We start from the raw sequence: 20,208 nt of genomic DNA on the forward strand, positions 1-20,208 counted from the left end.
CGCATTTCGATCAGTTACAGTCAGTCACTGACGGTGCTCGCGCCACCCCGGCCAACCCCGGCCGCCACCCCCCCAGGCTCCTCATCCGCAGCGCCACCCGCCCCCACCAGCCCCGTCCGCATCCCCTGCAACCGCCCCGCGAACCGCCCGACCTCCCGCTGCCCCACCGCACCGATCAGCCCCGGCAGATACCCGCGCACCCCCTGCGTCCCGCGCAGCCACCACTGCCCGTACACATGGCTGGACCGCCGCTCGATCCCGGCCACGAGCCGGTCGACGGCGGGCCCCAGCGGATACGTCTTGCTGGCCGGCCACGGCAGCCGCTGCCGCAACTCCCGCATGACGTCGTCCTGGTCGGCACCCCGCACCATGTCCGTGTCGGTCCACGACAGATACGCGACCCCCACCCCGACACCCTTGTGGCCGACCTCGGCCCGCAGACAGTGCGCGTACGCCTCGACGCCGGACTTGGACGCGCAGTACGCGGTCATCATCGGCGCCGGAGTCATGGCGGCCAGGGACGCGATCTGGAGGAGATACCCCCGGCTCTCGGTCAGCGCCGGCAGAAACGCCCGCGCGGTGACCGCCGCCCCGATGAGGTTGACCTCGATGACCCGCCGCCACGCCTGCGGATCGGAGTCGACGAAGGGCCCGCCGCTCGCGACCCCGGCGTTGGCGACGACGATGTCGACCTTCCCGAACCGCTCCTTGACCTCCGCCGCGACCCGGGTCATCGCCTCGTGGTCGGTGACGTCGGCGTGCCAGTACGCGCTGTCGGTGTGCAGCCGTTCGGCCACGCCCTTGAGCGCCTCGGCCTCCAGCCCGACCAGCGCGACCCTGGCCCCCCGGGCGGAGAGCTTGCGCGCGAGCAGCTCACCGACCCCCCGAGCGGCCCCCGTGACGACAGCGACCTGTCCGTCCAGCCTGACCCTGCTCATGCGCCCTCCTCGATACGTACGCCGACCTGATTGCCCCGCGACCCCAACTGCCCGTAGGCCAAGACCAGTTCACGAATCACCCCGGCCACCTCGCCCGGCGCCTCGACCGGAGTCATGTGCCCGAGCCCGGCCAGCTCGATAACGCCGTGGCAGTCGGGCAGCGCGGCGGCCAGTGCCCGCGCGTGCACAGGCGGGGTGAGCCGATCGGCCGTACCGACGACGACGGCGGCCGGAACCATCAACTCCCGCACCTGATCATCGAGTTGGATCCTGTCCAGCACCCGCGCCCACGAGTACCGCGCCTTGCGCGGGCAGGCGTGCACGATCCGGGCGCACTCCTCGACCATCGCCGGCGTCGAACCGGCGCCCATCGTCGCGTACTTGAGGAGACGCCGGGAGAGAGGCGTCACCGGTCCGAGCGGGGCGCGTGAGCTGAGGCTTCGCCGGGTGAGCCAGGTGCGCAGCCGCCCGGCGCGCATCGGGAGGACCAGCGCCTCGGCGACCAGCCGCGAACTGCCGGTACTGCACAGCAGTACGGCCGCCGCGTGCTCCCGGAAACCCGGTCGCGCGGACGCGGCCAGCACCGTCATGCCGCCCATGGAGTGACCGACGACCACGGCTTTCTCACCGGGCCCGAGGGTGGCGGCGAGGACGGCTTCCAGGTCGTCGGCGAGTGCGTCGGTACTGCAGCCGGGGCTCGCCGGGCTGCGTCCGTGGCCGCGCTGGTCGTAGGCCACGACCCGGTGATCGGAGGCGAGTTCGCGGATCTGGGCGGCCCAGAAGGCGGTGGAGCAGGTCCAGCCGTGCGAGAGGACGACCACGGGGGCGTCGTCCGCGCCGTGCACCTCGACATGCAGCCGGGCGCCGTCGACGGACACGGCGGTGAGTTCACGAACGGGTATGGGTGGTGTGGCCGGACGGTCCGCCACGGAGGTCCGGCGCGTCGATCGCGACAGCCGACTCATGCGCCCACCTCCACAGGCGAGTTGACGTCATCCTGTGGCGACCTCGCCCGCAGGACCTGGTACTCGGTGAGGTCCACGCGCCGGGTCGCCCGCCGGAACTCGGACGTCGTACCCGGCCAGACGGTGGTGTTGCGCCCGTTCGCGTCGAGGTACCAGCTGCTGCATCCGCCCGTGTTCCACACCGTGCGCAGCATCCGCTCCTGGAGCCGGTCGTTCCAGACGTCGACGGCGGCGGGCCGGGCATCAAGGGCGACGCGGCCGCCGAGGACGTCCAACTGCCGTACGTAGTCGGCGAGATAGTTCAGCTGGGATTCGATCATGAGGATCATCGAGGAGTTCCCGAGGCCGGTGTTGGGCCCGATGACCGTCATCCAGTTGGGGAACCCGGCGGCGGACGCCCCGCGCAGCGCCCGCATCCCGCGCTCCGCCCAGGCCTCGGCGAGCGTACGCCCGTCCGCGCCGACGACCCGGTCGGCGATGGGCATGTCGGTGACGTGGAACCCCGTACCGAAGACGATGGCGTCGACCTCGGCCGAACTCCCGTCGGCCGCAACGACGGTGGCTCCCCGGACCTCGCTCAGCCCGCTCGCCACCACGTCGACGTTGGGCCGGGTGAGCGCCGGGTAGTACTCGCTCGACAGGAGGATGCGCTTGCATCCGATGCGGTAGTCAGGGGTGAGTTTCGCGCGCAGGGCCGGATCCTTGACCGCGCGGTGCATATTGCGTCGGGCCACCGCCTCCACCACCCCGAGCTCACCCGGATGCCTGGTGAACGCCTGGACCTGCAACTCCCGTACGCCCCAGGAGAGTCCGCGCCGCAGCCGGGTGGTGAAGGGCAACGCGCGGTGCACGGCGCGTTCGGCGTCGCCGATGGCGCGGTCGACGCGGGGCATCACCCAGGGCGGGGTGCGCTGGAAGAGGGTGAGGTGGGAGACGTCGGGCTGGACGGCGGGGACGATCTGGATGGCGGAGGCCCCGGTCCCGACCATCGCGACCCGCTTGCCTCGCAGGTCGTAGTCGTGGTCCCAGCGGGCGGAGTGGAAGACCTTGCCGGGGAAGGTGTCGAGGCCGGGGACATCCGGCACCTTGGGATCGGACAGGGGCCCGGTGGCGGACACGACGAGATCGGCGAGAAGAGTCCCGCTGCTGGTCTCGACGACCCACACCAGCCGTCTGTTGTCCCACGTCATCTTCTTCACCTCGGAGTTGAGGCGGAGATGGGGCCGCAGCCCGAAGACGTCGGTGACGCGCTCCAGGTAGGCGCGGATGTGTTCCTGCCCGGAGAAGGCGCGCGGCCAGTCGGGATTGGGCGCGAAGGAGAACGAGTACAGGTGGGAGGGGACGTCGCAGGCGCATCCCGGATAGCTGTTGTCGCGCCAGGTCCCGCCGACGCTGCCGGCCCGCTCCAGCACGACGAAGTCGGTGACCCCTTCGCGGCGCAGCCGCACGGCGGCCCCGAGTCCCCCGAAACCGGACCCGATCACCGCCACCCGCACATGTTCGTGTCCGGCGTCCTGCTCGGCCTTCTGCTCGGCGTCCTGTTCGGCCATGCCGATGCCCTTCCCCACGCGACCGTGCCAGTGAATACTGGCGCAATGGGGAGAGTAGAGCAGGTCCGTACCGATGGGTAGGGTCCGGGAGAGGGAAAGTTACCGCGAGTACGCCATAGGGTTCCGACGTGGCAGACGCAGCTGAGAACGCCGAACAGCGTGAGTACCGGATGGAGGAGCTGGCCGAGTTGGCCGGCATCACCGTCCGCACCCTGCGCTTCTACCGCGAACGCAAACTGATCCCGCCGCCCCGCCGCGAGGGCCGCATCGCCTGGTACGACGACCACCACCTGGCCCGCCTGCGCACGATCTCGGCGCTGCTGGAACGCGGGCACACCCTCAACGGCATCGCGGAACTCGCCGAGGCCTTCGACCACGGCCGCGACGTCGCCGACCTGCTCGGCCTCGGCGCCCCCACCGAGGAGATCCCGGTCCGCCTCACCCCCGAGGAACTCGCCGACCGCTTCGGCCCGGACGCCACACCCGAGAACCTCGCGGCCTCGATGGACCTCGGCTACCTGGGCACCGACGGCGAGCAGATCGTCCACATCAGCCGCAGCCTCCTGGACGCGGCGTCGGCGCTGGTCCAGGAGGGCATCCCGCTCTCGGCAGTCCTGGCGGCGGGCAAACGGGTACGCGACCACGCGGACGCCCTGGCCGAGATCTTCACGGACGTGATCCTCACCCACACCCCGGACGCGGACCCGACCCGGCTGCGCCCGCTGGCGCGCGGGGTGGTGGAGGCGGAACTGTCCCTGGCGCTGGACCGCCGGATGCGCCGCCGCCAGTGACCACGGCCGCTACGGGCATCAGGGGCACTCAGAGGTCGTAGACGACCGTGACCGGCGCATGGTCCGACCAGCGCTCCGCATGCGTCGCCGCCCGTTCGACGTACGCCTTGACCGCCTTGGCGGCGAGTCCGGGCGTCGAGATCTCGTAGTCGATGCGCCAACCCGAGTCGTTGTCGAAGGCCCGCCCCCGGTACGACCACCACGAGTACGGCCCCTCGACGTCGGGATGCAGCGCCCGTACGACGTCCACGAACCCGCCGTCCGCCTCGTCGAGCACCCGCCCGAGCCACGCCCTCTCCTCCGGCAGGAATCCGGAGTTCTTCTGGTTGGCGCGCCAGTTCTTGAGGTCGGCCGGCTGGTGGGCGATGTTCCAGTCGCCGCACACGACCACCTCGCGCCCGTCGGCGGCGGCCCGCTCCCGCAGCTCCTTCAGATGGGCGAGGAACTCGCCCATGAAGCGGATCTTCTCGTCCTGCCGTTCCGTGCCGACCTCACCGGACGGCAGATACAGACTGGCGACGGTGACACCGGGCAGGTCGGCCTCGACATACCGGCCGCTGCCGTCGAACTCGGCGGAGCCGAAGCCGACCTGGACGCGGTCGGGCTCGCGGCGCGTGTAGAGGGAGACGCCGGCGCGGCCCTTGGCGGCGGCGGGCGCGTGCGTGACGTACCAGCCCTCGGGGGCCCGGACCTCCTCGGGCAGCTGTTGCGGTTCGGCGCGCACCTCCTGGAGGCACAGCACATCGGCGGAGGTCTCGGCGAGCCACTCCACGAAGCCCTTCTTCGCGGCGGCGCGGAGTCCGTTCACATTCACACTGGTGACAGTCAGCACTCGGGCACGATACCCGCCGGCGGAAACCCCCTGGCGACGGCAACCTGCATAGATGTACCTTATGCGGTATGAATATCCGCCGGGTCTCCTTCGCCCACCCCGACGCCGTCAAGCTCAACGACCAGGTCCAGGCCGAGTACGCCCTCCGGTACGAGGACGAGGGCGACGCCACGTATCTCGACCCGGCGATGTTCGACCCGCCGTCCGGCCTGTACCTGATCGCGTACGACGAGCGGGACCGTCCGGTGGCCACCGGCGGCTGGCGCGGCCACGACGAGGAGACCGAGGAAGGCTATCTGGCCGGCGATGCCGAGCTGAAGCGGATGTACGTCGTCGAGGAGGCCCGTGGACTCGGCCTGGCCCGCCGCATACTGGCCGCCCTGGAGGAGGACGCCCGCATGGCCGGCCGTACCCGCATGGTCCTGGAGACGGGCGACCGGCAGCCGGAGGCCATCGCGCTCTACACCTCCAGCGGCTACGAACCCTCCGCGAAGTTCGGCTACTACCGCCATCACGAGGCGAGCCGCTGCTACGCGAAGAGCCTGTAGGGACGCTCACGCGGCCAACCGGGGACCGACGTGGCGGCCGGACTCATCGCCGAGGCCGCCGACCGCACCGGCCACCCGCTGCCACACCCCGCGACGACCACCGCCCGTTTCTTCCTCGCCGGCGTCGACGGCCTCACGACGCAACGCCTCGCGATGCCCGACGAGGAGGCCGAGTACGCCTGCCTCCAGGCCCTGGTCTCCGCCTCCGTCACCTTGGCCGGAGGGCGACCGCACCTGGTCGCCGTGGACCGCGAACTGGCCACGGGCACACGCTCGGACACCTGAGTCGCCGGTCAACCGGGGGAAGTCGTTCGACGAGTACGGCGACCGGACCGGACGATTCAGTGGGCGCACACCTCGCGGTACGGCACATCGCGGACGTACCTCTGCCACTGCGCCCGCGTCAGCCCGTTGCCTCCCGTGCCGGCGCACACCGTCCCGACCGCCTTCGACGGGTCGATCGGGTAGCGCTGGAGAGGCACATGCGCGCTTCCCGCGTACACCGTGCCGCTGTCCGCGCCGAACGCCACCGTGTCGATCGGCTCGCCCGGTGTCGTGAGCGGGCGGCCGAGCGGCTGCTGGGTGGCGACGTCCCACAGTTGCAGGCTCCCCGCCTCGCCGCCCACTGCCAGCGTGCTGCCGTCGGGGCTGATCGCGAGGGCGCTGACGGCCTCGGACGTATCGTCCTGGAGCGTGTCTGCCGTGCCGTCCGCAAGCGCGGGGAAGACGTTCGGCAAGCTCCCCTCCCGCTGGCGCACCGTCCGGTCCCACAGCGTCACCCGGCCCGTCTGGTCCCCCGCCGCGAGCAGCGAACCGTCCGGAGCGAAGGCGAGGGCGCCGATGTCGCCGCCCTGGAACCGGTCGCGTCCGGTGGTGCTGCCGTCCGGCAGGCTCGCCGTGCGGTTGTCGCCGGCCAGGAGCCCGCCGTCGGGACGCACGGCCAGGTGGCTGCTGGCCAGGCCGGTGAGAACCGCCGTCCGGCGGTGGCGGGCGATGTCCCAGGTCTCGTTGCTCCGCTCGCCCATCGCCGGTGTGCGGGTGAGGTGGAGCGTGCGGGCGTCCGGGCCGAGGGCGATCGTGATCACCGCCCCGGCCGACGCCTTCGTCGCCAGGTCCAGCGTCGTGCGGACCCGGCCCCGGGTGACGTCCCAGATCGTGAGGCGCTGCGGGGACGCCTCGTAACCGGGCGCCGAGACGGCGTAGGCGAGCGCCTTTCCGTCGGGGGCGAAGGCCAGCAGAGGGGAGGTGTCCTGCGGGCGTACCCGCCGGGACGGGTCGTGCGACACGGGGATCGGCGTGGGCGGCAGCGTTCTCCGCAGTCGTCCTTCGGTGTCGCGCAGCTCGAAGCGGTAGGTGTGGCCGGTGCGTCGCGCGACGGCGAGGGTGCGGCCGTCCGGGCTGATCAGCACCTTGTCCGCCGGCTGGTCCTGCCAGGCGGACGTCACGGCCGTCGCGACGTCCACGGAGTGGACCGTGCCGGCCTCCAGATAACGCAGTACCGGGCGGGCGGGGTCCCAGGCCAGTCCGCCGTACGGGTGCTGGTTGTTGAGGAGGTACCGGAACACCGGGGCGTCGACGCCCATCCGCCACACCCTGATCTCCTCCCCGTCGGCGGTCGCCAGGAACTTCCCGTCCTCGCTGAAGGCGGCGTCCGTCACTCCCGTGTCGGGGAGGTCGGCAAGCTGCTCCCCCGACCGGAGGTCCCAGACCCGCACGCCGCTCGGGATCACCGCGGCGAGCCTCCCCCGGCCTTCGGCCGGGGGGACCCCCATCTCGCTTCGCTCGCCACCGCCGAGCACCAGTTGCGCGCGCTCCTGGCCGCAGATGTCCCGCGCGCCTTCCCAGCGCCCGCGCACCGTGTTCCGCCGCGTAATGTCGTGCACCCGCACGGGGTCGTCCCCGGAGGGGCAGAGCGCGAGGAGCCGTCCGTCGGCGCTCTGGGCCGGCGTGACCATGCTCGCCGACCGGGTCTCGAACAGCGGCTTTCCGTCCACGGCCGAGTGCACCCGTATCCGGGCGTCGTCCGCACTGCTCACGGCGTACGTGCGCTCGGCGAAGTCCACCAGGGCCGAGCCCGGCAGCCGGTCACCGACCCACCGTCCGGCGACCCTGTCCCACACCCGAACCCCGTCATCCCCGGAGATCGCCAGCAGCCGCCCGTCCGGACTCGCCCCGACCGGTACGCCGGCCTCCGGCAACCGCCCGTCGGCGATCCGCCGGTGCCGTGCCACGTCCCAGGTCCGCCAGGTACGCGCCTCGACGCTCAGCAGCGTGCGACCGGAGTCCGTCAGGCGGCGGAAGGGGCCGTCGGCAGGCACCGGATCACTGAAGGCGTCGAGTTCCCGCTGGCCCAGCGAGCCCAGCAGAGCCCGCCGGGTCTCCGGCAGCTTCGCCACCCGCCAGGCGGCGACGCCCAGCAGTCGCGCGGTGCGCGGGTCGGTCGTCCGCAGGGAGTCGGCGACGGCCGCGGTACGGCGGGCCGCGTCGTCGGTGCGGCGGCGCTCGTTGTCCCGGCGCTGCGTCCAGGCGGCGACACTCGCGACCAGCGCCACCGCGAGGACCGCCGCGAGTACGCCCGCCCCCGCCCGCGCCCGGCGCGTCGAGCGGGCGGCGGCCCTGCGCTCCGCCTCCCGGGCGGCCAGGGCGGCGGAGAGGAACTCGCGTTCCGGCACGGTCAGGGTGTGTTCGCGCTCATGTTCGGGGAAAAGCTCCGCCGCACCGTCCAGGCGGTTGCCCCGGTACAGGGCACCGGGGTCACGGTCGTGCTCCAGCCAGATGCGGGCGTCCTCCGTCAGACGACGGTGGTGGCGCAGCCGCTCGCAGTCCTCATCGATCCAGCCGCGCAACCTCGGCCAGCAGCTGATCAGCGCCTCGTGGGCGAGCTGGACGCCCTCCTCGTCGACGGTCAGCAACCGGGCGCGAGCCAGCCGCTCCAGCACCGTCGGCACCTGGGAACACGCCCACTCCGCCCGCTCGGCGCGGGTCAGCGGACGCCGGGTGTGCGCGGTGCCCTGGCCGGGCTCGACCATGCGCAGCAGGAGCCGCCGGGCGGCATCCGCCTGGGGTGCGGTGAGCTGCCCGTACGCCTTCTCGGCACTCGCCGCGATGGCGCCGCGCACCCCGCCGGCCGCCTGGTACGCGGCCAGGGTGAGCACGCGGCCCTTGCGTCGCCGCCAGGTCTCCAGCAGGGCGTGCGAGAGCATCGGCAGCCCGCCGGGCTCGTCGAGGACCTCGTCCACGATCCGCGCGGTCAGCTCCCGCTCCACCAGGAGCCCGGCCTCCTGCGCCGGCTTGACGACCGCCTCGCGCAGCTCGTCCGCGGTCATCGGGCCGACCAGCAGTCCGGCGCCACGCAGCGTGTCCGCCAGCTCCCGGTGCTCGCCGCAGCGGGGGTAGAAGTCGGCCCGTACGACGATGAGCACCCGCAGCCGGCTGCCGGGGTCCCTCGCGGCGAGCAGCAGGTCGAGGAAGCGGGCTCGCTCGGCCCGGTCCCGGCAGAGAGTGAAGACCTCCTCGAACTGGTCCACCACCACCCAGCTCTCCGGCTCGTCCGCCGCCGGGGCCAGCAGATGGCCGTACGTGGCGGCAGGCCGGTCGCCGGGTGTCAGCACCCGCAGCACCGCCGGGCGACCCAGGTCCTCGATCTCCTTCTGGAGCCGGGGGATCAGTCCGGCCCGTAACAGGGAGGACTTCCCGCTGCCCGAGGCGCCGAACATCGCGGCGAACCGGTGCCCGCACACCAGCTGGAGCAGGTCTTCCGTCAGGCGGGCCCGCCCGAAGAACAGCCTCTGGTCGGCCGGCTCGAACCGGGCAAGGCCCCGGTACGGCGGCGGCGCCGCGTCCTCGTCGTCCTCGCAGACCGCCCCCGCCACCTCTGCCTCGGCGTCCCGCCACCGCGGCTCCCACTCGTCCGGGTCGCCGCCGCAGGCCCGTACGTATCCCTGGACGACGGCGAGGGACGGCAGCCGCTCACCGGCGGCGGCCTGGGACAACGATGTCGACGCGAAGCCCGCGATCTTCGCCATCGCCCGGTACGAAGGGCTGCCCGCGTTCCTGCGCAGCTCCCGCAGCTCGTGCGCGAACCGCGGCACGGGACCGGCGGTCGGGTCCAGCGGTCTTTCCGGACGCCCCATGCGGACACCTCCTCCCTGTAGCCGGCGAACCTGTGGCCGGCGAACCTGTGGCCGACGAAAGCAACATCATGGCGGTCCGGGTGACGTCGAGGCGAAGCGGCACCGCTTGCGGGGCCTCGACCCGGAGAAGCCGACCGGGAATTGACCGGCCGGGAATTGATTCGTGCCAGAGAAACGCGTCCTGATCAACTTGCCGGCCCGGCAAACTCGGTTCTGCCCGAACCGACAGGACAGAAGGGAGCGGGGCCATGTCCCGTGCGCTCTCCAGGAGGCTCGTCGGCGCCGCCGCGCCTGTCACGGGCTGAGGACACCTACGGGCTGATCCCCACGGCAGCCCGTCGGTCCTCGCCTCTCTCCCCTCGCGGGAAAGGGAACGAACAGTCAATTGATCATCAATGATCAGATGAGAAAAGGTGCACCAAGGATGGAACTCACGCTGAGCCGGAACGGGCGCAAGCTCGCCGCCGCACTGACCGCGGCTGTCACCCTGGGAACGGGCGGGGTCATAGTGAGCGCCGGACAGGCGTCGGCCGCCACCGCGTTCAGTCCATACGCCCTCACCAGCTCGCTGCCCGGCGGCACTGCCGCTGTCGGGCTCACCGTCAACGGTCGGGCGGGAGGGTGCCACCGCCCGCCGCGCGCGGGTGGGCCCGTCGTCCCGCTGACGGACCTCTGGGTCCACGGTGGTGACCACGTGGTGGTCACCGCGTTCCGCGACCAGAACTGCGCGCTCGGTTCGGGCGTCGGCTCACAGACGTACAACCTGCAGAGCAATCTGACGCCCCCGGGTGACCAGAACTCGATCGAGTTCGCCGTGACCTCGAACTTCTGGCAGTTCTCACACCGTTAGCCTCGATCTTCGGTGACGGTGCCGACCTAGCCAGCACGACGGCCACCTTCCCCACTGGACTCCGCAGGCGACGAACTCAGACGTGCCGCCTGCGGAGTCCGTCTTTCGTGGGCCGTGGGGTTCGTGTTGGTAGCGCCCGTCGCGCGGGTTCCCGGCATACGTCCCGTTGCTCCGCGCGACGGAGTGAGACGGGGTGAGACGGGTTGTCGCGGCCGAACGCCTTCACTGCCTGGTGAGCGCGAGGCGGAGGACCCCTCGGTCGTGTCCGACGATCACGTCCGGGCCCGCGGTGGCCAGACAGGTGAGCGCCACGTCCAGGGCGATGTGCCCCACCGCGCCGGTCTCCGGTTCCCATATCCGTAGTCGATGACCGTGCCGGGTGCCGGTGACCAGGACCGTGCGGCCGCCGTGCGGGGTGGTGGCGGTGAGGACCGGTAGGCCGGCGGTGCCTGTGGAGGCGGCCAGTCCGTCGCCGATCGGGGCACCGGTGGCAAGGTCCCACAGCATGACCACACCGCGGTTGTCGCCTGTGGCCAGCACTGTTCGGTCGTGTGTGGGCACAGCCGCCACAGCCGCCACACGGTGGTCGGCATCGGCGAGGGCACGTGCGTTCAGTTGCACGGCCGCGCCACTTTCCCAGGGGTCGTCGACGGCTGGATCCCACACGTGGAGGCGGCCGGCGGTGTCCGAGGCCGCGATCAGCATGTGGGAGGCGGAGATCGGGACGGCGGCGATCGACTGGATCGGACTGCCATAGGGGTTGAGCCGCCCGACGCACTCACCGGTATCCGGATCCCACAGCCGGACCGCGCCTTTGGGGGTGGCGGTGACGAGCAGGGTGCGGCCGTCGGGGACGGTCGCGGCACACATTCCGGTCACCCCGCCGGGCCAGTCGCCGGACGGTTCGCGAACCGGCTGCCCGGCGACAGGGTTCCACAGGGCGATCTTCCCGGTGTCGCCTCCGCTCGCCAGAAGAGTGCGGCCGTCGGGCATGGGCAGGGCCGTCATCGAGCGAATACGGTCAGGATGTCCGAGCAGCGGATCATGGACGAGTCGGCCGTCGGCCACGTCCCACAGGCACACCACGCCCGCGTCCCCGGCGCCGGCCACGAGCGTCGGCCGACCGGGACGGGACACCACCGCCAGTGCGCTGACACCCCCCGATGAACCGGGCGCGGAATCGGCGAACACCGATATACGGCCCCAGGGCGTGCCGTCGGCCGCGATCACCGCGTTCCCGTCCTGCCGGAACCGGGTCGCCGCTTCGCCTGTTCCTCCGGCCGCCGCCGACTCCACCATGGCAGCCGACCCGTCGGATTCCGTCCACACCTTCGCCGGATGGTGCTGGGGGCGCGCACCGTCCGGGTTCTCCGCCAGGCCGTCGGCGATCGTCCACGTCCGCTCGCAGTCCCAGCAGCGGAAGTATCCGGTGAGCGCCATCAGTTGGCGGGCCAGTTCCCCTGCGGCCGGTTGCGGGGTGCCCCTCACCGCGACCATGCCGGCGACCAGGCACAGGACGGCCCGCCCCGGTGCTTCGGGCGGCACCCCTGCCACCGCGACGTCACGGGCCACCCGCACGAAGGGCTCCCACCCCTCCCCCAGCGCCTCTTCCCTTACCACCTCGGCGACCTCCCCCCAGGGATGCCCTCCCTGCCGGGCAGGAGCGGGATCAGGCAGCACCGGAACCTCGAGAGGCGGACGCGCCGGGTCCACGAAGAACTCGGGGAACTCGGTGTCGCTACCGCACCCGGGACACACCAGCGGGAGGCCACTTTCCCGGGGATCGAGGAGCGGCCCCAGCGCTTCTCCCATGTGGTGACCGGCAAAGGCCACGCAGGAGAGCACGAGGTGAGCGCAGACCTGCGCGGGAGGATCGGCGGCAAGGAGGCTTCGGACGGCCGCCCGCTCGGCCAGACGCAGCGCGGCGCCGAACCCCGCTTCAAGATCGGCCGGGACCGGAGGCCTGTAGTCGGCGGTCACGATGAATCCCATGTCCACCCAGAAGTCCGCGGTCTGCCCCGGAGGCAGGGCCGCGACCGCCTCGACGAGGTGCGGCAGGGCCGCATAGGCCCCGTCGGAGACAACTCCGTCATCCAGCAGGCCACCGGCCAGGTATGTCCAGGTCTGCCTCCACGCATCGCCGCTCCCGGTAGCAGCTGCGGCGGCCAACTGCTCCAGGAGTGCTGCCACCTCCTTGACCTTCACGCCGTGAAGATCAAGCCAACGAGGGCTGTTCAAGGGGAGCTTCGGAATCATGGAACGAGTCTCGCAGGAGGCACTGACAATCGGACGGCGGCTTGGTGCCGGCGGCCAGCCAGCTGCGAACGGCCGACGAATTGGCGGCGTGGTTACCATGCCGGTTATGTCAGGCGAGCGCCAAAAAAGTAGTCCGTACCGTGAAGTCGCGGCGGGGAGTGGCCGGTTGACCGATCCTGGCTGGCTGGTGCACGGCGACCCGGAGGTGATCCTCGCGGGCCTGGACGGCGCTGCCTCGCGGGAGGAGCTGCTGGCGGCCGCGGTGTACCGGGCGTCGGGGCATGTGCACCGGGATGCCGGTGCAGGGGTGCGGCGACAGATACTGGCGCTGGACGCGGCCCGGTACGGCAACCGGGAGTTGGCGCGAAACATCGCCAAGGTCGCAGTCCGCCAGGAAACGGAAACAGACGACCCCTGGGTCGTGCAGTGGGCGACCGGCGGCGACCTGGACTCCCGGCTGCGGTACGCGTTGCCCGTACCGGCCAAGGTGGGCGTGTTGGCGACCGTGGTCGTGGAGGGCCGTGGTCTCTCTGTCGCCGGTTGCGCGGACGGCACGCTGCACGGGTGGGATCTGGCCACGGGCAGCCGACTCGGCAAGGTCGTGTCCGCTCACACCGGCGCCGTGGAGGCTCTGGCGACAGCGGTGCTGGACAGTCGTCCCGTCGCCGTCACCAGCGGCTACGACAAAACCGTTCGGGTGTGGGACCTGGCGCGGGGAGAACTGGTCGGCGCGTGCCACGCCGACGACGATTCCTGGGTGAAATCGCTGGCCACGGGACTGGTCGGGGGCCGACCGGTGGTGGTCGGCGCGTGCATCGACGACGTGGTGAGAGTGTGGGATCTGGCCACCATCTCCCAGAACAGTGAGCCGCAGACCATCCACACCGGCTTCGTTTCCGCTCTGTCGACGGCGGTGCTGTACGGCCATCCCGTCGCTGTCACCAGCCACTCCAAGGAACTCGGGGCGACGGACCTGATCACGGGGGAGGAGACCGTCCGGGTGTGGGACCTGGTGACGGGAAGGGAGTTCGCCGCCCTCGGCGACCCTCCCGTGTTCGCGGACCAGGGTGCACGGGGGCCGTACGACCGTACGGTGGAAGGCGGCGGTGACAGCGACGGGGAGGCAGGGGGCTGCGCCAGTCTGGACCTCAACGCCGGCGCGCATTTCCTGGTGACCGATCCGGCGTCGGAGTGCCCGCTGGCCGTCAGTGCCAACGCCTACGAGGTGCACGTCTGGAACCTGGCCACGCGCGAGCAGGTCGGTGAGCCCGTGGCGGCCACGCCCGTGGAAGCGGCGGCCGTGAGGATGCTCCACGACCGCCCCGCCGCCCTCGTCGCATACGCCCATGGGCCGGTCGAGGTGTGGGATCTGTCCACCCTCCGGCACCTGCGCCCGCCGCTGACGGGCCACGAGGCGGCCGTACGGGGAGCGGCGACGGCGGTGCTGAACAGGCGTCACCTCGCCGTCACAGGCAGCGACGACGGATCGGTTCGGATCTGGGACCTCGACGGTGAATCGGAGACGGGCAACCGGCTGACTGGTCACGCCGGTTCCATAAAAGGGATCGCCACGGCCGTGGTGGACGGCAGCCGCGTCATCGTCACCGGCGGCTCGGACACGAAGGTGCGGTTCTGGGACCTCGACGGCAAGGGACAGCTCAGTGAGCCCCTGACCGCCCAGACGACCGCGCTGGACCTGATGACGGTCGGGACGGTGGACGGCCGGCCCACCCTCCTCACACGCGACAACTGGCGCAAGACGGTACGGATCTGGGACCTGACCACCCGGGAAGAGTTGCACGGACGGTCGACCAGCGAGTACACCAGCCTGTCCATCGACTTCTTCGCGGAAGTCGATGGCCGCTTCGTCGGCGTGACCAGCGAAGGCCGCGTCTGGGACCTGACCGCGAGTCAATGGATCGGAGTGCAGCCCCGGCAACAAGACGCCCTGGCCCTGGAAACATTGGACGGCCGCAGCATCCTTCTCACCAGCCACAGCACGGACGGAGTCCACCTGTGGGACCTGGCCACAGGCGAACTCCTGGCACCCCCACTGACGGGACACACCAACGAGGTGTCCACAGGGGCGACCGCCACACTGAACGGCCGCCCTGTCGTCGCCGCCGCCGGCAACCGAACCGTATGGATGTGGGACGCAAGCACAGGACAGCAGATCGGCGCGTATGCCTTTCCTTCGCGTATCAGAGGCCTGACGGTAGCGCCCGACGGGCGGATGGTGGTCAGTTTCGGCGCGGACATAGCGGTCCTGAGGCATCGTTACTGACCTTGCTCGCGTGCCAACGAGGTGGATTGTCAGAGGCGACTTTCCAGTTGCCGGGCGGCGGCGTCCACGGTCTGTGCCAGCAGGACGGCGATGGTCATCGGTCCGACCCCGCCGGGGACCGGAGTGATCAGACGGGCGCGGGTGCGGGCGGTGTCGAAATCGACGTCGCCGACGTTGCCCGGGTTGTATCCGGCGTCGGACACCGCCTCGAACACACCCCGGAAACGCCGAAGATCCCGCCCGATCTTCCGATCGGACGGGATCTCGTCAACTACTCCCGAGCTAACTCAAGAACAGTCGCTGCGGTGGACCTGTGGGGATTTGAACCCCAGACCCCCTCGATGCGAACGAGGTGCGCTACCAGACTGCGCCACAGGCCCTTGCAACGAGTGAAACTCTAGCATCCCGATCCGGGTGCTCGGAAATCCGTTCTGTGCTGGTCAGTCGAGGCCGCCGCACGCTCTCCCACCTGGCCGGAAGCCGGCCCGGACCGCGGCCGGGGACAGTCAGGAGCAGTCGCGTACCGCTCGCTACTCGTTGGCCGCCCGAGGGCGCTCGCCGTCCTCGTACTGGTCGAACAGTGGTGTGCGGCCCCGTTCGCGGGCCCGGCGGGCGGAGGCCGCGCGGCGGGCGTCGGTGCGGCCGTCCGCGTCCTCCGGGCCCAGCTCCGCGTCGGACTCCGGCGACAGGTCCGCCTCCGACTCGGTCGCGTCCTCCGGCAGCACCGGCTCGTCCGTCGACGACTCCGACTCGCGGCCCACCGTGCTGGACCGCGCCGAGCTCCAGGCGTCCGGTGCGCCGAGGTCCACCTCGGAGGTGGCGCGGGGGGCGACCGGTGCGGTCACGTACGTCGGCAGGGGTACCGGGACCGGGTCCCAGCTGTCGCCGTGGCCGGGGCGGCGCTGGCGTTCGCGCTGCTGGTCGACCCACTCGGCGTGATCGGTCTGCTCGACGAGCGCACGCCGGTCGGCGGCGAGCGCGGACAGGCCGGGGTCGGTCTCCGGCTCCGGGTGGTCGTCCTGCTCCTCGGCGCCGGGGTCGGTGGACGGCCGCCGCCGGGGCTGGCGCTCACGCAGTCGCTGCGCGGCCAGCTCGGCCTGGCGCCGGTCCATCTGGTAGGCGAAACGGCGCTGTTCCTGCCTACGCAGATAGGCGATGTATCCGCTGAGCATGACCGCCGGGACGGCGGGGGCCCAGAGCAGGGCGAGTCCGCCGACGGCCGCGACGATCGTGCCGAGCGTGAAGGCGAAGAACAGCATCACCGTCGTACGCCGCCGGCGCGCGAGCACCTTCGAGCGCCGGGCGCGCGCGGCGGCTTCCGCCGAGGTGCCCGCGCTCCGGCGAGCCGCCGGTACGCGCTCGCGCCGCCGTTCGGCCTGCGCCTGCTGTTCGCGCTTCGGCGCCGGCGGCGGTGCCTGCTCCTGCTGGACCGTCTGGACCTGTGCCTGGACCTGGACCTTTGCCTGGGGGCGGGTCGGGGGCATGGCGAAGGCCCGGACGTCCACCGTGTCGGTGACACCCTCCGGGTCCATGGCGCCGTGCTCCTCCTCGTCGGTGGAGCGCGCCCGCAGGTCCTTGGCGTACCGGCGCTCCATGCCCGCCCGTCCGGACAGGAGCCGGATGGCGGTGCTGAAGCGTTCCGTCGGACGAGCCTCGTTCAGCTCGTCCTGCCTACGGAGCCACATCGGCACCAAGTAGGCGGCCCAGGCCCCGACAATGACTGCGTAGATGAGGCCGCTGCTGCTCACGCCTCACACGGTAGAGGGGTTTGCGTGAGGCCATCTGCCAATTGAGCCGGTGTGTCGCACGATCTGGCTGATATTTCGAGCTTTTTTTGTGATCGATGCGATCAGCGGGTCATCAAGGGTGGGAATTTGACGCCCCAAGTCGATCGGCGACCGATCGTCGACTGATCGGCGGCTGATCACCGAGGGCCTTCGATTGGCCTTCGATTGCCCTCCAGCCCATTTCATTCGAACACTTATTCAATTTATGCGGGATTCCGCGGCGTCTTCTGGGATCGTGCCCGCTGCCAGCGGCTCAGCAACCCCTCCGGTACCTCTTCCGCGGTGAGCGCGAAGACGAGGTGGTCGCGCCAGGCCCCGTCGATGTGGAGATAGCGGGGCCTGAGTCCCTCGTCGCGGAATCCGAGTTTCTCCACGACGCGGCGGCTCGGTACGTTCTCGGGGCGGATGCAGACCTCGATGCGGTGCAGTCCGACCGTACGGAAACAGTGGTCGACCGCCAGTGCGACCGCCGTCGGCATGACGCCCCGGCCCGCCACCGCCTCGTCCACCCAGTAGCCGACATGGCCCGAGCACATCGAGCCCCAGGTGATGCCGGCGACCGTCAACTGACCGACCAACTGCCCCTGGTACTCGATGGCGAACGGCAGCATCCGGCCCGCGTTCGCCTCCGCGCGCAGATGCCGGACCATCTGACGGTAGGTGGGCCGGTGGGCGATCGGACCGCTGGGCGTGGGCGGCGGGATCGTCGCCTCCCAGGGCCGCAGCCAGTCCCGGTTGCGCCGGTTGATCTCGCGCCAGATCCGCTGGTCGCGCAGCCTGACGGGCCGGAGGACGACGTCGCCTTCCACCAGCTCGACGGGCCAGGACGGGCTGTTCAGCTCGCACCCCCACCGGTTCCGTCGGGTCTGGGGTGATCGCCACCCCGGATCTGGTCCACGGCGTGCTTCAACAGAGGTTCCAGCACGGCCAGTCCGTCCTTCACCCCGCCGGTGGAGCCCGGCAGGTTGACGATCAGCGTCCCGCCCGCGACTCCGGCGAGCCCACGCGACAGCGCCGACGTCGGCACCTTGTCCCTGCCGAACGCCCTGATGGCCTCGGCGATTCCCGGCACTTCCAGGTCGAGCACCGCGCGAGTGGCCTCCGGGGTGCGGTCGGTGGGCGAGACGCCGGTGCCGCCGGTGGTGAGGATGACGTCGTACCCGGCCTCGACACCGGCCCGCAGGGCGTTCTCCACCGGCTCGCCGTCGGGCACGACCCACGGTCCGTCGACGGCGAAGCCGAACCTCTCCAGCCCCGCCGCGAGCAGGGGGCCGCCCTTGTCCTCGTAGACGCCCGCCGCCGCGCGGTTCGACGCGGTGACGACCATGGCGGCGTAGGGCGCGAGCAGCGCGCCCCCGGTCGGCGGCTCGACGAACCGCGCCGGTGTCATGACCTGCTCCAGGTGCCCGACTTGCCGCCGGTTTTCTCCTCCACCCGTACGTCCGTGATGACCGCTCCCTTGTCGACCGCCTTGACCATGTCGATCACGGTGAGCGCGGCGACCGAGACCGCTGTGAGGGCCTCCATCTCGACGCCCGTGCGGTCCGTCGTCTTCACGGTGGCCAGGATCTCGACGGCGTCGTCCGCGACCGACAGGTCCAGTCTCACACCGGACACCGACAACGGGTGGCAGAGCGGGATGAGGTCCGGGGTGCGCTTGGCGCCCATGATGCCCGCGATCCGCGCGGTGGCCAGGGCGTCTCCCTTGGGGACGCCCTCCCCGCGCAGCAGCTCGATCACCCGGGGCGAGACAAGGACACGGCCGCTGGCGCGGGCGGTGCGGGCGGTCACGTCCTTGCCGGACACGTCGACCATGCGGGCGGCGCCCGTCTCGTCGATGTGCGTCAGTCGGTCGTCCTGCGTGCTCATGTGCTGTGGCGCTCCCGGTCGGGCCTGTTGTGCGCGACACGGTACTCCCCGCGCGCGTCCTCAGCCGCTCCCCGCCCGCCGGTCAGCCCAGCAGGACGACCTCGACGTCGGCGCCGGGCTCCACGGACTCCTTGTCCTCCGGTACGACGATCAGCGCGTCGGCGTGCGCGAGAGCCGCGATCAGGTGCGATCCGGCGCCGCCGACGGGCTTCACCCGGCCGTCCGCGTACGCGGCGCGCAGGAACTGGCGACGCCCGGACGGCGAGGTCAGCGCTTTGTCCGCGTCCAGGACCGCCCGGATCGTGGGCCGGTGGATGTCGGTGAGGCCCATCAGGGCACGGATCGCGGGCCGCACGAACAGTTCGAAGGAGACGTACGACGACACCGGGTTGCCCGGCAGGGCCAGCAGCGGGGTGTGCTCGGGGCCGACGGTGCCGAAGCCCTGGGGCTTGCCGGGCTGCATGGCCAGCTTGCGGAAGTCGACGCCGGCGCCGGGCTCGTCCTCGTCGGAGACATGCGAGAGGGCCTCCTTGACGACGTCGTAGGCGCCCACGCTGACGCCTCCGGTGGTGACGACGAGGTCGGCGCGGACGAGTTGGTCCTCGATGGCGGAGCGGAGGGTCTCGGCGTCATCGGCGACCGCGCCCACGCGGTAGGCGATCGCGCCGGCGTCCCGGGCGGCGGCGGTGAGGGCGAAGCTGTTGGAGTCGTAGATCTGGCCGCTGCCGAGCTTCTCGTCGGGCTGGATCAGCTCGCTGCCGGTCGACATGACGACCACGCGCGGGCGCGGGCGCACGCGTACGGTGCCGCGGCCGATCGCGGCGAGCAGGGCGATCTGCGGCGGGCCGAGGACGGTGCCCGCGGCGAGGGCGCGGTCGCCGGCCTGGACGTCGCTGCCCTGCGCGCGTACGTGCGCGCGTGCCGGTGCCGGACGGTGCACGCGGACCTGGCCGTGGGCGCCGTCGGGGTCGGTGCTGCGGGCGCGCATCCCGGTGACGGGGCCCCCGCCGAGGCCCCCGTCGGTCCACTCCACGGGGACGACGGTCTCGGCGCCGGGGGGCAGCGGGGCGCCGGTCATGATGCGGGCGGCCTGACCGGGGCCCACGTGGAGCAGTCCGTCCTGGCCGGCCGCGACGTCGCCGATCACCGTGAGGGCGGCCGGGTACTCCTCGCTCGCGCCCGCGACATCCGCGACCCGCACCGCGTACCCGTCCATGGAGCTGTTGTCGAACGGCGGCAGGGAGACCCGCACCGTGACGTCCTCGACCAGGACGCAGCCCTGGGCGTCGAGGAGTTGCAGCTCGATGGGTTCGAGGGGGCGGACGGTCGCGAGGATGTCCTCCAGGTGTTCGTCCACCGACCACAGGTGGTCCTGGCCGGTGGTGCGGGGCGCGGCGCTGGTCAA

16 protein-coding genes, 1 tRNA gene and 1 pseudogene are annotated in these 20,208 nt (G+C 71.6%); 5 read left to right on the forward strand and 13 right to left on the reverse strand.

Going from position 1 to position 20,208, the window contains the following annotated elements:
• Positions 1-20 precede the first annotated feature (20 nt).
• Genes ADL01_RS29105 through ADL01_RS29115 form a run of 3 tightly spaced genes read right to left on the reverse strand, consistent with a single transcriptional unit; the run spans position 21 to position 3,453 of the window.
• Positions 21-938 (reverse strand): SDR family oxidoreductase, encoded by a 918-nt coding sequence (locus tag ADL01_RS29105; protein WP_053744972.1) that lies wholly within the window; start codon positions 936-938, stop codon positions 21-23.
• Complete coding sequence (locus tag ADL01_RS29110) at positions 935-1,903, reverse strand: alpha/beta fold hydrolase (RefSeq protein WP_053744973.1); 969 nt, start codon at positions 1,901-1,903, stop codon at positions 935-937. Before ADL01_RS29110 ends, ADL01_RS29105 begins: the two co-directional genes overlap by 4 nt.
• Positions 1,900-3,453, reverse strand: a complete 1,554-nt coding sequence (locus tag ADL01_RS29115; protein WP_053744974.1) for a flavin-containing monooxygenase — start codon at positions 3,451-3,453, stop codon at positions 1,900-1,902. Before ADL01_RS29115 ends, ADL01_RS29110 begins: the two co-directional genes overlap by 4 nt.
• Before the next feature lie 170 nt (positions 3,454-3,623).
• Here ADL01_RS29115 and ADL01_RS29120 point away from each other — a divergent pair, with 170 nt between their 5' ends.
• The gene (locus ADL01_RS29120; RefSeq protein ID WP_053745042.1) at positions 3,624-4,244 is read left to right on the forward strand and encodes a MerR family transcriptional regulator; all 621 of its coding nucleotides are present in this window, start codon (positions 3,624-3,626) and stop codon (positions 4,242-4,244) included.
• A 28-nt stretch (positions 4,245-4,272) separates the two neighbouring features.
• On the opposite strand, the gene ADL01_RS29125 is transcribed toward ADL01_RS29120, so the two are convergent.
• Complete coding sequence (locus tag ADL01_RS29125) at positions 4,273-5,076, reverse strand: exodeoxyribonuclease III (protein ID WP_053744975.1); 804 nt, start codon at positions 5,074-5,076, stop codon at positions 4,273-4,275.
• Positions 5,077-5,144: 68 nt separating this feature from the next.
• Here ADL01_RS29125 and ADL01_RS29130 point away from each other — a divergent pair, with 68 nt between their 5' ends.
• Together ADL01_RS29130 and ADL01_RS29135 are read left to right on the forward strand one after the other, a co-directional pair.
• Complete coding sequence (locus ADL01_RS29130; RefSeq protein ID WP_053744976.1) at positions 5,145-5,624, forward strand: GNAT family N-acetyltransferase; 480 nt, start codon at positions 5,145-5,147, stop codon at positions 5,622-5,624.
• A gap of 30 nt (positions 5,625-5,654) precedes the next feature.
• Positions 5,655-5,909 carry a hypothetical protein gene (locus ADL01_RS29135; protein WP_053744977.1) on the forward strand — a complete coding sequence of 85 codons (255 nt, stop codon included), beginning with the start codon at positions 5,655-5,657 and terminating at the stop codon, positions 5,907-5,909.
• A gap of 56 nt (positions 5,910-5,965) precedes the next feature.
• On the opposite strand, the gene ADL01_RS29140 is transcribed toward ADL01_RS29135, so the two are convergent.
• On the reverse strand, positions 5,966-9,757 hold the full coding sequence (locus tag ADL01_RS29140; RefSeq protein WP_053744978.1) for a hypothetical protein: 3,792 nt from the start codon (positions 9,755-9,757) through the stop codon (positions 5,966-5,968).
• Positions 9,758-10,181: 424 nt separating this feature from the next.
• Between ADL01_RS29140 and ADL01_RS29145 the strand changes: the two genes are divergently transcribed.
• A complete protein-coding gene (locus ADL01_RS29145) occupies positions 10,182-10,607 on the forward strand; it encodes a hypothetical protein (RefSeq protein ID WP_053744979.1) in 426 nt (141 codons plus the stop codon).
• Between the two features lie 222 nt (positions 10,608-10,829).
• On the opposite strand, the gene ADL01_RS29150 is transcribed toward ADL01_RS29145, so the two are convergent.
• Positions 10,830-12,812, reverse strand: coding sequence for a WD40 repeat domain-containing protein (locus ADL01_RS29150; RefSeq protein ID WP_053744980.1), 1,983 nt, complete (start codon positions 12,810-12,812; stop codon positions 10,830-10,832).
• 217 nt (positions 12,813-13,029) lie between these two features.
• Here ADL01_RS29150 and ADL01_RS29155 point away from each other — a divergent pair, with 217 nt between their 5' ends.
• Positions 13,030-15,147, forward strand: a complete 2,118-nt coding sequence (locus ADL01_RS29155) for a WD40 repeat domain-containing protein (protein WP_053744981.1) — start codon at positions 13,030-13,032, stop codon at positions 15,145-15,147.
• A gap of 29 nt (positions 15,148-15,176) precedes the next feature.
• Here ADL01_RS29155 and ADL01_RS29160 read toward each other — a convergent pair.
• The 7 genes and pseudogenes from ADL01_RS29160 to glp form a co-directional block, all read right to left on the reverse strand.
• A pseudogene (locus ADL01_RS29160) lies at positions 15,177-15,350 on the reverse strand (bifunctional 5,10-methylene-tetrahydrofolate dehydrogenase/5,10-methylene-tetrahydrofolate cyclohydrolase); the annotation flags it as partial.
• A gap of 103 nt (positions 15,351-15,453) precedes the next feature.
• Positions 15,454-15,527: transfer RNA gene (locus tag ADL01_RS29165), tRNA-Ala, on the reverse strand.
• Positions 15,528-15,677: 150 nt separating this feature from the next.
• Positions 15,678-16,895 carry a gephyrin-like molybdotransferase receptor GlpR gene (gene glpR / locus ADL01_RS29170; protein ID WP_053744983.1) on the reverse strand — a complete coding sequence of 406 codons (1,218 nt, stop codon included), beginning with the start codon at positions 16,893-16,895 and terminating at the stop codon, positions 15,678-15,680.
• Between the two features lie 242 nt (positions 16,896-17,137).
• Positions 17,138-17,743: a GNAT family N-acetyltransferase gene (locus tag ADL01_RS29175; protein ID WP_053744984.1), complete on the reverse strand. Its 606-nt coding sequence runs from the start codon at positions 17,741-17,743 to the stop codon at positions 17,138-17,140.
• Positions 17,744-17,769: 26 nt separating this feature from the next.
• On the reverse strand, positions 17,770-18,324 hold the full coding sequence (locus ADL01_RS29180; RefSeq protein WP_053744985.1) for a MogA/MoaB family molybdenum cofactor biosynthesis protein: 555 nt from the start codon (positions 18,322-18,324) through the stop codon (positions 17,770-17,772).
• On the reverse strand, positions 18,321-18,803 hold the full coding sequence (gene moaC, locus ADL01_RS29185; RefSeq protein ID WP_053744986.1) for a cyclic pyranopterin monophosphate synthase MoaC: 483 nt from the start codon (positions 18,801-18,803) through the stop codon (positions 18,321-18,323). The genes ADL01_RS29180 and moaC overlap by 4 nt, the downstream gene beginning before the upstream one ends.
• An 82-nt stretch (positions 18,804-18,885) precedes the next feature.
• On the reverse strand, positions 18,886-20,208 hold the full coding sequence (gene glp / locus ADL01_RS29190; protein WP_053744987.1) for a gephyrin-like molybdotransferase Glp: 1,323 nt from the start codon (positions 20,206-20,208) through the stop codon (positions 18,886-18,888).

The organism is Streptomyces sp. NRRL WC-3618 (genome assembly GCF_001280005.1).
Lineage (GTDB): Bacteria > Actinomycetota > Actinomycetes > Streptomycetales > Streptomycetaceae > Streptomyces.